Genomic DNA, 13,074 nt, shown 5'->3' on the forward strand with positions numbered 1-13,074 from the left:
CGGCCAGTAGGCGTAGGGCTCTTGTTTTGAGTTCTTGGGGGTATTTGGTGGGCATGGGTGAAGTTCCTTTGCTCTTTTTTGTTTGTTTCCAATGTACGGGGTCGGAACTAAACCCAGTACATATCACCGGGTGTAGTCGTGCTCGTCCCATTCGCGGTGGGGTTTGTGGTTGTAGTACCAGCGGGCGAAGTGCATGTAGTCAGAGATGAGGGTGCTTGGTGCTCCTAGTGATGTTTGGAGTCGGTAGATGAGTCGGCCAGCGTTTTTGAGCTTGCGGATGAGCTGGCGGTTCTCTTCTTTCAGGATCTGGTTTTGCTCGCTGTAGGGGGGCTAGCCGGTTTTGGGCAGTGACAAGTTTTGCCTGCGTCTTGGTTGCTTCTGCTTTCCAGTCTTTGGTGCGCTTTTGCCCGGTGCGTAGACGCTGATTTTCCACTTGCAGCTGGTGCAGTTCGGTCAGGATTTCTTCGACTTCTTGCTCGCTGTAGGGGTTGGCGATGGGTTGGCCGGCGCGCTTTCGGCGGGATGCTTTGGCTCGGCAGGCATTGGAGCAGGTGGCTGTGGTTCCGGTGTAGGTTGCTCGGCAGACAGGGCAAATGCGGTTGCTGGGGCGCACGGTTTTTCCTTACGGGGAGACGGATGGATGGACGGTGCAGACGGCAGTGTCTTACACGTGATTCTTATTCCGTAGCTCGCCTTGGGTAAGTAGGAGAGTTCCCTCGGGGCGGGGTGGTCGTAGCGGTATTTTTTCTACCTGGATACGCACTAGAGACAACAAAACACCGCAGTGTTAGACTTGAGGGACAAAAGCAGATGCCCTTCACCGACCGCTAAATCAGATGAAGGGCACCCTGTACTGGGGAATGCTTACGACAGGCCTAACTAACCGTCGATGGCATTCCAGAATTCAGCAATGGCCCGTAGAAGTTTCGCAATGGAATCCACCCATTTGCGAGCTTCGCGGGCCTTCTTTTCGGCCTTCTTCCGCTTCACAGTACTCACCTTCCTCTTCGGTCTTCCTCACGGCGCATTCAGCAAAGTGTCGGTACCGGGGAGCCGTGAAGAGGGGGCTTACCAAAAACCATAGACCACAAAGTGCTTGTACGTCTGCGTCCCCGCTAGTCAGAGGGGCTTTTTATGGCTCTAAAGAGGGTCTGCAAAAAGGGTTTTTGCGCTAGTTATCCGGGGGTTTTGGGTACATGCAGCTGTACATGTAAAAAAATTTTTCTGGCCCCTGTTGCCCCCAGGGCCTACACCCCCCACCCTCAAAAGCCTTGTAAGCCTTTCTAAGGGCCTAAAAATTTGCGGACGGGTTTCCGAGCGTTTTTGGGGTTTCGGGCTCTTAGAAGTGGGTTTTTGGGCGTTTTAGCGATATTTGCGACTGTCTTTGCCAAAAAAAAATTTTCGCGCGCGTACTTAACAAGACTTTTTAACTCAACCCCATCTCAACCACACGAAAAGCCGAAAATGCCGATTCCAGGCGCGCAAGCGAGAGCGAGCACTTACCCGGAGCCAGCGCACCGAGCTTGCGAGGGAGCAGGCGCAGGGTGAGCGAGCGGTAGCTTGCGCGCCAGCGCTAGGGGGGGGTGCGGGGGGAGCGGGAGCGTCCCCCCCACAAGAGCATGAGCGAGGCACGAGCGAATGCAGAATGCGCCAACGGCGCCAAAGCCAGAGTTTGAGTGCGGCGATTGAGCACTCAAGAAAAGGGAGAGTATGCGTAGCATTCCTTTTCTTTTGTTAAAAGCCTTTTGTTAATAGCCTTTTGGTGAACGTCTAATTTCGTTAGACAAGTCGTTTGTTCACTAGTGCGTTCTCAGTCGTTCTCAATAAAGCTTTCCCCCTAAATGTCCCACTACTTCCCCCTAAATGTCCCACTACTTCCCCCTAAATGTCCCACTACTTCCCCCTAAATGTCCCACTACTTCCCCCTAAATGTCCCAGCCACTTCGGGCTAAATGTCCCACTCGCCTACCCTTCCCCGTAAATCCCCCATCTGACAAGTGAAAGAAAAACTGACTTACCCGCGTGTAGAGCTGCGAACAAGACCAAGTGCAGCGTAGGCTAAGCGGGTAGCACAACGGCATAAAAAATGCCCCCATACCTGCGCTAACAGGTTGAGGGCTTGCCAGTCCTTACACAGCTAAAAAACGAAGGAATGACATGGAAAATAATACCATCTCGAACGTTGCCACCCCCGCCTCTAGCGAGGAAGTAGAAAAGCTTCACAAGAGCTTCTACCCGGCAACCCTTATCTACGGCTCCCTGCCTTATCGCCCCATCGAGAGCAACCTCTGGGTACGCGAGAACGGCCGTAACCGCACCGCCATTACCGCCGGTGCTATCACCAACCCCGACGGCACCGTCGAGAGCTTCATCCCCTCAGGAAAACTCGCTCGTGCAGCCCTGCTATATCTGACCACTGAAGCCAAAAAAACCGGCTCACCTCGAATTGATTTATCCAAGTCATACCGTGGTTTCCTCAAAGATTTAGGGTTGCCGTGGAATTCCCGCAACGCCCGTGAAGCTGAGAAGCAACTGCGCGCCGTGCTCTCCATGACCATCAACGTCTCCATCACCGAACACCGCGAAAACGGCGACACCAAAATCACCGAATATGACCTGATGGTCGGTCGAGGTCGCGAAATCGTCTTCGACGCCAACGCCGACATCAAAGAACGCGAGTCCTACCTCCTGCTCTCAGACGACTTCTTCGAGTCCGTCATTCAGAGCAACGCCGTCCCGGTTAAAACTGAAACCTGGCGCGAACTGCTCAGTGAGTCCAAATCACCCCTGGCGCTGGACATTTACCTCTGGCTCTCTAGCCGTCTGCTCAAGCTCCAGACCCCGGTGTATATCAACTGGGAACAGCTACAGGCTCAGTTTGGCTCTCAAACGCATAATTTAGATAAATTCCGAGAGGTCTTCCGTCCGGCCTTTGCCACTGCAATGAGCCACCTGCCTAACGCTAACGTCACCGAAGAAGGCCAAGGCCAAGGCAAACAAAACGGCTTCAAAGGCCTCGTCTTGCGCCCCGCAAAGCGTTCTATTGGATAGAAATCTTCTCAGGGGCGGCTCCTGTAATTTTGCTTATTGAGGATGTTTGGTTGACTGGATTTCCTTCTTCGCCGTTCGCTGATTGATCATCTTTTTGATTCCAGGGCTGGTTGTTATTACAACAGCAATCGAGACTAAGAAGAACATATCCTTTGTTATGGCGAATGCTCCTAGTCCTATTGCGACCAGGCTCCAGTCAAGGATGGTCTCTAGCTGTGTAGGATTACTTTCCTCTTGTGGAGGTTGCACTACTGAAAAAATCAGAACCAGGACTCCACTGGAGATTGCCAGTGCGGTCCCAGCAGTTTGAAAACCGATGAACCAAAGCACGCACCCGGAAATCAGGCAAGTTGCCGATATTAGTAACAGTAAAATCCTCATATTTTAACCCTACAGGTATTCTTCACATGCGGTTATTGATGTAATATATATTACATTACATTCTGTAGGAATCTGGAGGGACTTCAATGTTGAGGTTAACAGGTATTTTTCGACCACTGCTAGTTTTCGTAGTGGCGTTTGGTATGTTCCTATCAGCGTTTACCGCAGGTAACGCGAGTACTACTGTTCGTGAGATTGAGGGGAACTATGAGGCTTATTCAAAAGTAGACACGCACCCCACACCCACCAACTAGACAACGGCCCCACCCGCGGCAAAAATATGAGCGTTAAATCTCTACAAATAACCTCAAGCCATACCGGACAAGACCGTTGCTACACCAGCGTACAACCGGCCTCACAGCCACGCAATTCGCCACACTACACACAGCCCTCACCCATCACCTCACCTGGTCAAAACCAGGCGGAAGACCACCAGCGCTAACCCTCACCCAAGCCCTCAAAATCACCCTGCTCTACCACCGCCACAACCTCACCGAAGAACTCCTCGCAGAACTTTTTGCTGTCTCTCAATCGACAGTCTCACGAGCTATCAACACCATCGAAAAGGCCCTGGAGAAGATTCTCACTCCGCTGACTCAGCCTTTGAAAGAAAGCCTCAAAGCACCCGGGTCCTTAGTAGTTGACGGGACTCTGATACCCACGTGGAATTGGCGTTCACTTGGTAAAACAAATTTCTCTGGAAAGCACAAACGAGCCGGATTCAACCACCAAGTCATTTGCACCTTGGATGGAAAGTTGCTGGCTATCACAGACCCGGTGCCCGGGGCCAGGCATGATGCTTACGCCTTCAAACATCATGGCTTGGAAAGATATCTTGATGAGAGCACTGTGGCTGATAAGGGCTATATCGGGTTGGGGTTGGCTACCCCGGCCAGGCGCAAGCCGGGTCAGCGGCTGAGTCGGGAGCAGAGGCGGAATAATCGAGTGCTGAATCGGCTGCGGTCGGTGGTGGAGCGGGTTATCGCTCACATCAAGACTTGGCGGATTCTTCATACGGGGTTTAGGCGGCCGTTGGGGTTGTATGGGCGGGTGTTTGCGGTGGTGCGGGGGTTGGTGTTTTTGGCTGCGGGTGGGACTTTTGAATAAGCCTCGTTTTATACATTTCGCCTGACGCCACCTCTTTAGGTTGTAGATTCGCTAGTCTCGTTAGACTGTTACCCATGCACAACCCTACTGAAACCGCAGCCCTAGCGGGCGAACAGCCGGTGCGGCTCGTCCTTGCCTCATCGTCCCCTGCCCGCAAAAAGCTCCTGGAGGACGCCGGCGTCCGCTTCACCGTTATAGTCAGCGATGTCGATGAGGACGCCGCCCTGCACGAAGCCCAACAGGCCGCCTATAAGGCTGGGCTGGGCGACATCACACCTGCACAAACAGCTCAGCTCCTAGCCAAGGCTAAGGCACAGGCTGTTGCCGCCCTCCCCGAGGCAGCCGGTGCCCTGGTCCTGGGCTGCGACTCTGTTTTCGAGCTCGACGGTGTTGCTTACGGCAAGCCCGGTAGCGCCGAGAAAGCCTTAGAACGCATCACCTCTATGAGCGGACGCAGCGGACAGCTCCACACCGGGCATTGGCTGGTCGATACCCGAGAGGCTACCCAGAACACAGCAAATAGTAAGCACCCCGAGGCCAGCGAGTTGCGCACAGCAACCGTCCACTTCGATACCTTCAGCGACGAAGAAGCCCGGCGCTACGTGGCCACCGGAGAACCCCTGTGGGTGGCTGGCTCCTTCACAATCGACGGTTTCGGTGCGGCCTTCATTAAGGGAATTGAGGGCGAATACCACACCGTGGTAGGGCTTTCGGTGCATGCCCTACGCACAATGCTGGCTAACTTTGGTGTTTCAATCAGCGACATTTGGAAAAATTCGCGATAAATTTCAAGATACGACTTTTGTGAGGCGCCACCACCCGGCGCCTGCTCATAATGCGTCATAGCCAGTAACGGCACGCCAGCACGGCACGATAACCCGAGGAGCTTTCACAGTGACTGCACATAACGACCTGGCCCAGGCCTTTACCCCGGTGAAGGGGCGCCACACCGGCCCCGTCAGCAAGGTACTGATTGCTAACCGCGGTGAAATTGCTGTTCGCGTTATTCGTGCCGCCCAGGACGAGGGGCTAGCAACCGTCGCTGTCTACGCCGACCCCGACCGCGAGGCCCAGCACGTACTGTTAGCCGATGAGTCCTACGCGCTAGGTGGCACCACTGCGGCTGAGTCCTACCTGGTCATGGATAAGCTGCTTGAGGTTGCTAAGCGTTCCGGTGCTGATGCCGTACACCCCGGCTATGGCTTCCTGTCTGAGAACGCCCAGTTCGCCCAGCAGGTCATTGATGCCGGGCTCACCTGGATCGGCCCTTCACCTGAATCTATCAACCGCCTGGGGGATAAGGTAGCTGCCCGCCATATCGCTGAGAAGGTTGGCGCCCCGCTGGTGCCCGGCACCAAAGACCCGGTTAAAAGTGCAGCAGAGGTTGAGGCTTTTGCGGACGAGTACGGCCTACCCGTTGCCATCAAGGCAGCCTTCGGTGGCGGCGGACGCGGCATCAAGGTCGCCCGTGAGCGCGAAGGCATCGGTGAGCTTTACGAATCAGCAGTCCGTGAGGCTATTGCTGCCTTTGGTCGCGGCGAGTGCTTCATCGAGCGTTTCCTGGACTCCCCCCGCCATGTGGAAACCCAGTGCTTGGCCGATGCCCACGGCAACGTTGTGGTGGTATCCACCCGTGACTGCTCCCTGCAGCGCCGCAATCAGAAGCTGGTAGAAGAAGCCCCTGCCCCCTACCTGACCAAGGAGCAGAACGAGCGCCTCTACGAGGCGTCCAAGGCTATCTTGCGCGAGGCCGGCTACCAGGGTGCTGGCACCTGCGAATTCCTGGTGGGCACCGACGGTACCATCTCTTTCCTTGAGGTCAATACCCGACTGCAGGTGGAGCACCCGGTATCCGAAGAGGTCACCGGCATTGACCTGGTGCGCGAGCAGTTCCGTATTGCCCGCGGTGAGGCCATCGAGCCTACCGATCCCGCGGTGCGCGGCCACTCCTTTGAATTCCGCATCAACGGTGAGGACGCCGGCCGCAGCTTCATGCCCTCCCCCGGCACCATAGAGAAGCTGGTTGTACCTTCTGGCCCGGGCGTGCGCTGGGACTCCGGTGTGGTTGCCGGTGATACCGTCAGCGGCAACTTTGACTCCATGATTGCCAAGCTCATTGTCACCGGCGCAACCCGTGAGCAGGCCCTGCAGCGGGCCAAGCGGGCCCTGGGTGAGCTAGTCATTGAGGGCATGCCCACCGTCGCCAACTTCCACCGCGCGGTGCTCGATGAGCCTGCCTTTGCCCCTGCCCCCGGCGGTGATTTCGCCGTTCACACCCGCTGGATTGAAACCGAATTTAAGAACACCCTGCCCGCCTACGACGGCGCACTCACCCTGCCCGAGGCTGACGAGGAACGGCAGAAAATCACTGTTGAGGTCAACGGCAAGCGCATGGAAGTTGTCTTGCCCGCTATCGGCGGCACCTCAGCCAAGCCTGCTGCCGCTTCTAAAGCCCGCAAGTCCCGTTCGAGCCGCGGCGGGGCGTCCGGCTCTGCCAACAGCAACGAGCTCACCAGCCCCATGCAGGGCACTATCGTCAAGGTAGCGGTCAAGGACGGCGCCAAGGTAGCTGAAGGCGACCTGATTGTGGTGCTAGAAGCCATGAAGATGGAACAGCCCATCACCGCCCACAAGGCCGGTAAGGTCACAGGGCTGAAGCTCAAGGCAGGCGATACCGTCTCCGCCGGGGCGATAATCGCAACCATCAAGTAAACCTACGCATACAAGCTCAGATAGGCCCCTTTGCCGCCAGGCAGAGGGGCTATATCTTTACCCCATACTCCTATGCTCACATAGTGGAATCTAAGTTTCACATAGAGGACGCCGGTTTTAGAGTAAAACCATACAGCACAATCCATACACCACTAGAGAGTTCACGTGAGCACAACAGTCACCGCCCCGGCCTCTTCTGCCACCGAGCAGACCGTGCCCCGCAGCCGCGTCATCCTGGCATCGCTCATCGGCACCACCATCGAGTTCTACGACTTCTACATCTACGCCACCGCCGCCGTGGCAGTCTTCCCCGCCCTCTTCTTCACCGGCGAGGACGACACCGCCAAGCTCCTCGCCTCCATGGCGACCTTCGGCGCAGCCTTCATCGCCCGCCCCATCGGCTCCATCGTCTTTGGCCACTTTGGCGATAAGGTAGGCCGCAAGGCAACCCTGGTCGGCGCGCTCCTAACCATGGGCATCGCCACCTTCCTCATCGGCATGCTCCCCACCTACTACCAGATCGGCCTGTGGGCACCAGCCATGCTGACCATCCTGCGCTTCTGCCAGGGCCTAGGCCTCGGCGGCGAATGGTCAGGCGCAGCCCTACTGGCCACCGAATACGCCGAAGAAGGTAAGCGCGCCCGCGCCGCCATGTGGCCCCAGCTCGGCGCACCGTTCGGCTTCATCCTCGCCAACGGCTTCATGCTCCTGCTCACCGTCGCCATGGGCTTTACCTCTCTCGCCGCCGGCGACACCATCGACCACAACTTCCTCGTCTGGGGCTGGCGCATCCCCTTCATCGCCTCCATCGTCATGGTCGCAGTCGGCCTCTACGTGCGCTTCAAGCTCGAAGAAACCCCCGTCTTCAAACAGGCCCTCGAAAAAGACGAAAAGGTCAAGACCCCGCTCGCAGAAGCCTTCAAGGTAGCCTGGTGGCCCATGATTCAGGGCACCTTCATCATGCTCGCCACCTACGTACTCTTCTACCTCATGACCGCCTGGATCCTCTCCTTCGGCATCGGCAAGGTAGAAAAGGGCGGCCTGGGCATCGCCTACCGCGAATTCCTCATCATCCAGCTCATCACCATTCTCTTCTTCGCAGCCATGGTCCCGGTCTCCGGCTGGCTAGCCGACAAGTACGGACGCCGCTCATCCCAGCTCGTCATCACCGGTGCCATCATCGTCTTCGGCCTCTCCTTCGGCTTCCTCATGGACCCCTCCGTCGTTGGTACCGGTGAGGACGCCAACACCGGCCGGATCGTGCTCTTCATGGCCATCGGCATGACCCTCATGGGCCTGACCTTCGGCTCCATGAGCGCCTACCTGCCCGAACTCTTCCCCACCAACGTCCGCTACACCGCCTCAGGTATCAGCTACAACGTCGCATCCATCCTGGGCGCAGCGCTGACCCCCTACGCAGCGGTGTGGCTGAACGCCAACGGTGGTGTAGGTGCAGTCGGCCTCTACCTGGCCGGCGCAGGTCTGCTCACCCTGATCTTCATGGCCATCACCCACGAAACCCGTGACGTGGACCTGACCACTATGGCCCGCACTAAGTAGGTTTAAGGATTTAGACCAAGAGTAGGCCAGGCTCGCGCTCGCTGCCGACCCTCTCGCCGGTTCGCTAGCGCTCACAAGCGATTCACGCCAGCCCCGAGCCAGCAGCTTCGCCGCGAGCCCGCCCCACCCGTGCCTGTAGCCCCCATACGCATATAGGTCCAAGGCACCGCAAAAACCGCCCGCTCCTTCAAGAGGGACGGGCGGTTTTATGATGGGCGGCGCACTTACTGCATGGTGTGCAACTGCCGCGCGGCTTCTGAGATTGAGCCGGTCAGCGATGGGTAGACCGTGAAGGTTTCGGCAATATCGTCCACGTGCAGTTTCTTATCGACTGCTAGCGAGAGCGGGAAAATCAGCTCTGAGGCGCGGGGACCCACCACCACGCCGCCAATAACGGTGCCAGAGTGCTTGCGGGCGAAGATTTTGATGAAGCCGTCCTCTACGGCCATCATCTTGGCGCGCGGGTTGGTCGCCAGCGGCAGCATGACCATATCGGCCTGGTACTTCCCCGACTCAATTTCGCTCTGGCTCACGCCAACGGTTGCAATTTCAGGAGCCGTAAAGATATTGGCGGCAACCTGGTGGGTGCGCAGGGGCTTGACGATGTCACCCAGCATGTGCGACACAGCGACACGGCCCTGCATCGCGGCCACGGAGGCCAGCGGGTAAACCCCGGTACAGTCACCGGCCGCATAAATATTGGGGATGTTAGTGCGGGAGACGCGATCCACGTTAATGTGCCCTGACTCGCTGACCTCAACCCCGGCGTCCTCAAGACCCAGATTTTCGGTGTTGGGAATCGAACCAACAGCAATCAGTACGTGGGAGCCAGCCACCTTGCGTCCGTCCCCCAGGGTGACAATGACGCCGTCGCCGGCCTCGTTGTAGCAGGCGGCTTCGGCGCGGGAGCGGGGCATAACGCGCACGCCCTTGCGTTCGAAAACATTTTCAAGGACGGTCGCGGCGTCCTCGTCCTCACCGGGCAGCACCCGGTCGCGGGAGGAAATCAGGGTAACCCGCGAGCCCAAACCGTTGTAAGCTGAGGCGAACTCTGCACCGGTCACACCGGACCCGACCACAATCAGGTCTTCGGGGAGTTCTTCAAGTGAGTAGAGCTGCGTCCAGTTGAGAATGCGCTTACCGTCCGGCTTAGCGGTGGGCAGCTCGCGGGGGTGGGTACCCACCGCCAGAATAATGAACTCGGTGGTCAGGTCATAGGTCAGCCCGCTGGAATCGGTCACCTGCACGGTGTGGCGGTCCACCAGCTTGCCGCGGCCATCAATCACTTTGACGCCGCTACGTTCAAGGGTGCGTTTAATATCGTGGGACTGCTGATGAGCCAGGTCAATCAGACGCTTATTGACCTTGGCCAGGTCAACCGAAATGGGCGGCGGCGCGTCATTATCGCCCACCGAAATAGCGAGCTCCTGGGCCTTGCCGAAGCGGTTGCGGGCGTCCGCACTGGCAATCAGGGTTTTGGAAGGCACGACGTCGGTGAGGACGGCCGAGCCGCCCATGCCCTTATCTTCGATGATAGTGACGTCGGCGCCGTGGCTTGCAGCGACCAGGGCGGCTTCATAACCGCCGGGGCCACCGCCGAGAATGACAATTTTGTGCGATGCGTAGTCTGTTTTGAGAGTCACCCCTTTATTGTGTCGCACATCGCACGCACGCTCAACTCTGGGCAGGTTTGGTACCGTAGAAGGGTGTTGAATGATTCAAATATTTCCGCTGTTTCCACCGCTGACCCTCACCACCCGGCACTGGTTCGTGCCCGTGAGGCCGCGGAGTTCATTGCCGAGAAAACCGGCGTCGAGAAGCACGACCTAGCGCTGACGCTGGGGTCGGGCTGGGGCGAAGCTGCCTCCCTCATTGGCGAAGCCACCCACGTGCTCTCTGCTGACGAGGTCCCCGGTTTCCACAAGGCTGCTGTCGTGGGCCACCCCGGTACCCTGACCTCTATTCTGACCGAGAACGGTAAGCGAGCCCTGGTTATTGGCTCCCGCACCCACTACTACGAGGGTCGTGGCGTTGAAGCCGTCGTCCACGGTGTGCGCACCGCAGCCGCAGCTGGCGCTGATACCATGATTCTCACCAACGGCTGCGGCGGCCTGAACCCCGCCTACTCAGCCGGTGAGCCCGTCCTGATTTCTGACCACCTGAACTTCACTTCAGCCTCCCCGCTCACCGGTGCCCACTTCGTTGACCTGACCGACCTGTACTCCCCGCGCATCCGCGAGATTGCCCGCGGCATTGATCCCTCCCTGCAGGAGGGTGTCTACATGCAGTTCCCCGGCCCCCACTACGAAACCCCGGCCGAGGTCAAAATGGCAGGTGTACTGGGTGCTGACCTGGTGGGCATGTCCACCGCTCTTGAAGCCATCGCTGCCCGCGCTGCGGGTCTTGAGGTCTTCGGCATTTCACTGGTCACCAACCTGGCTGCCGGTATCCAGGAGACCCCGCTGTCCCACGCCGAGGTCATCGAAGCTGGCGAAGCTGCTGGCCCCCGCATTTCCCGTCTGCTCGCAGATATTATTGCGGCCCTCTAAGCACACAAGGAAACCCCATGTCACTAGATACTCAACAGCTTCTTGAACAGGCCCGCGCCTGGGCCGCTATCGACCCCGACGCTGAAACCAAAGCCCAGCTTGAGGGCATCATTGCCCAGGTTGAGGCCGGCGATGAGGGAGCAACCGCCAATTTGGCCGACCGTTTTTCTGGCACCCTGCAATTCGGCACCGCGGGTCTGCGAGCCGAACTGGGCGCTGGCCCCATGCGCATGAACCGCGTCGTCGTTCAGCGTGCTGCCCAGGGCCTGGCAGACTACGCCACCGCGCGCGCGTCCGCCGAGGGCTGGGAGAAGATTTCTGCTGTGGTGGGTTTTGATGCCCGCAAGAATTCAGATATCTTCGCCCTCGACACCGCAGCCATTTTCACCGCCGCCGGTATCGAGGTTCACCTCATGCCTTCTGCCCTGCCCACTCCCGTAACCGCCTGGGCGACCCGCGAATATAGCGCCGAAATTGGCGTCATGGTCACCGCCTCCCACAACCCGCCCAACGACAACGGCTACAAGGTCTACCTGGGTGGAGCCGCCGTTGAGCCCGGTGCACGCGGCGCCCAGATCATTCCTCCCTACGACGGGGATATCGCAGCCGCAATCGCAGCTGTTGAAACCCCGGTACTGGCTGCTGACGGTTGGAAAGTGCTGCCCGAGAGCGTGGCTACCGACTACATCGCCCGCGTCACTCCCCTGGTCGAACAGAAGGAACGCAACCTCAAAATCGTGCTGACCCCCATGCACGGAGTGGGCGGTAAGACCGCTGAGGCTGTGCTGCATCAGGCCGGCTTCACCAACGTCACCCTGGTGCCCGAGCAGGCAGATCCCGACCCGAACTTCTCCACCGTGGCCTTCCCCAACCCCGAAGAGCCCGGTGCCCTTGATCTTGCCATGGCCCTGGCCGAGAAGGTTGATGCCGACCTGATTATCGCCAACGACCCGGACGCCGACCGCGCAGCTTTCGCCGTCAAGCGAGACGGTGCCTGGGCGATGCTGCGCGGCGACGAAACCGGTGCAATCCTAGCTACCCGGGTGCTGGCGTCCGTCACCGACGCCGAAAGCGCAACCTTCGCCAACTCGATCGTCTCCTCCCGCCTGGCAGGGGCCATCGCCAAGGCTGCGGGGGTAGCCCACTACGAAACTCTAACCGGCTTCAAGTGGATTGCCCGCGTCGATAACCTGACTTTCGGCTACGAAGAAGCGCTGGGCTACTGTGTAGACCACGCCCAGGTGCGCGACAAGGACGGCATCTCAGCCGCCCTGGTCATGGCCGACTACGCCCAGGAGCTCAAGGACGCCGGTTCCTCCTTCCCCGCGCTTCTCGATGAGATTGCCACCGAGCACGGCCTCTACGCCACCGACCAGCTCTCCGTCCGCGTTGACGACCTCGCCCAGATCCCCGCGATGATGAAGCGCCTGCGCGCTAACCCGCCCGCAGAGCTCGCCGAATCCCCCGTGGTATCGGTCGAAGACCTCACCGAGGGCACCGAAACCCTGCCGCCCACCGACGGTATGCGCTACTACACCGAGGACTCCACCCGCGTGATTGTGCGCCCCTCCGGCACCGAGCCCAAGCTCAAGTGCTACCTCGAAGTGGTCGTACCGGTCAGCGGTTCCGTAGCCGATGCCCGCCAGGTTGCTAGCACCAAACTGGCCCTGCTCAAGACAGATATGACCGCGGCCCTGGGCCTCTAAATAAACCA

Annotated in this window: 8 protein-coding genes; 7 read left to right on the forward strand and 1 reads right to left on the reverse strand. The window is 58.6% G+C overall.

The genetic code is table 11. The features are described 5' to 3' along the window. Positions 1–2,157 precede the first annotated feature (2,157 nt). The 5 genes from L6762_RS09910 to L6762_RS09930 all read left to right on the forward strand — a co-directional run bounded on the left by L6762_RS09910 (position 2,158) and on the right by L6762_RS09930 (position 8,811). The gene (locus L6762_RS09910; protein ID WP_237187076.1) at positions 2,158–3,051 is read left to right on the forward strand and encodes a replication protein RepA; all 894 of its coding nucleotides are present in this window, start codon (positions 2,158–2,160) and stop codon (positions 3,049–3,051) included. A 711-nt stretch (positions 3,052–3,762) separates the two neighbouring features. Beyond that, on the forward strand, positions 3,763–4,539 hold the full coding sequence (locus tag L6762_RS09915; RefSeq protein WP_237187077.1) for a transposase: 777 nt from the start codon (positions 3,763–3,765) through the stop codon (positions 4,537–4,539). A gap of 74 nt (positions 4,540–4,613) precedes the next feature. Beyond that, on the forward strand, positions 4,614–5,324 hold the full coding sequence (locus L6762_RS09920; protein WP_237187078.1) for a Maf family protein: 711 nt from the start codon (positions 4,614–4,616) through the stop codon (positions 5,322–5,324). 109 nt (positions 5,325–5,433) lie between these two features. Then, positions 5,434–7,251: an acetyl/propionyl/methylcrotonyl-CoA carboxylase subunit alpha gene (locus tag L6762_RS09925; RefSeq protein WP_237187079.1), complete on the forward strand. Its 1,818-nt coding sequence runs from the start codon at positions 5,434–5,436 to the stop codon at positions 7,249–7,251. A 165-nt stretch (positions 7,252–7,416) separates the two neighbouring features. After that, positions 7,417–8,811 (forward strand): MFS transporter, encoded by a 1,395-nt coding sequence (locus L6762_RS09930; protein WP_237187080.1) that lies wholly within the window; start codon positions 7,417–7,419, stop codon positions 8,809–8,811. Positions 8,812–9,035: 224 nt separating this feature from the next. On the opposite strand, the gene L6762_RS09935 is transcribed toward L6762_RS09930, so the two are convergent. Then, complete coding sequence (locus L6762_RS09935) at positions 9,036–10,454, reverse strand: NAD(P)H-quinone dehydrogenase (RefSeq protein ID WP_237187081.1); 1,419 nt, start codon at positions 10,452–10,454, stop codon at positions 9,036–9,038. A gap of 120 nt (positions 10,455–10,574) precedes the next feature. On the opposite strand from L6762_RS09935, the gene L6762_RS09940 reads away from it, so the two are divergent. Then, positions 10,575–11,360 carry a purine-nucleoside phosphorylase gene (locus L6762_RS09940; RefSeq protein ID WP_185174835.1) on the forward strand — a complete coding sequence of 262 codons (786 nt, stop codon included), beginning with the start codon at positions 10,575–10,577 and terminating at the stop codon, positions 11,358–11,360. 17 nt (positions 11,361–11,377) lie between these two features. Beyond that, the gene (locus L6762_RS09945; RefSeq protein ID WP_237187082.1) at positions 11,378–13,066 is read left to right on the forward strand and encodes a phospho-sugar mutase; all 1,689 of its coding nucleotides are present in this window, start codon (positions 11,378–11,380) and stop codon (positions 13,064–13,066) included. Positions 13,067–13,074 lie beyond the last annotated feature (8 nt).

It is taken from the genome of Rothia nasimurium, assembly GCF_928381705.1.
Lineage (GTDB): Bacteria > Actinomycetota > Actinomycetes > Actinomycetales > Micrococcaceae > Rothia > Rothia nasimurium_G.

Excerpts from the sequence above, each read along its gene's own strand:
- L6762_RS09945 (WP_237187082.1), top strand. The coding sequence starts at position 11,378 with ATGTCACTAGATACTCAACAGCTTCTTGAACAGGCCCGCGCCTGGGCC.
- L6762_RS09920 (WP_237187078.1), top strand. The coding sequence starts at position 4,614 with ATGCACAACCCTACTGAAACCGCAGCCCTAGCGGGCGAACAGCCGGTG.
- L6762_RS09910 (WP_237187076.1), top strand. The coding sequence starts at position 2,158 with ATGGAAAATAATACCATCTCGAACGTTGCCACCCCCGCCTCTAGCGAG.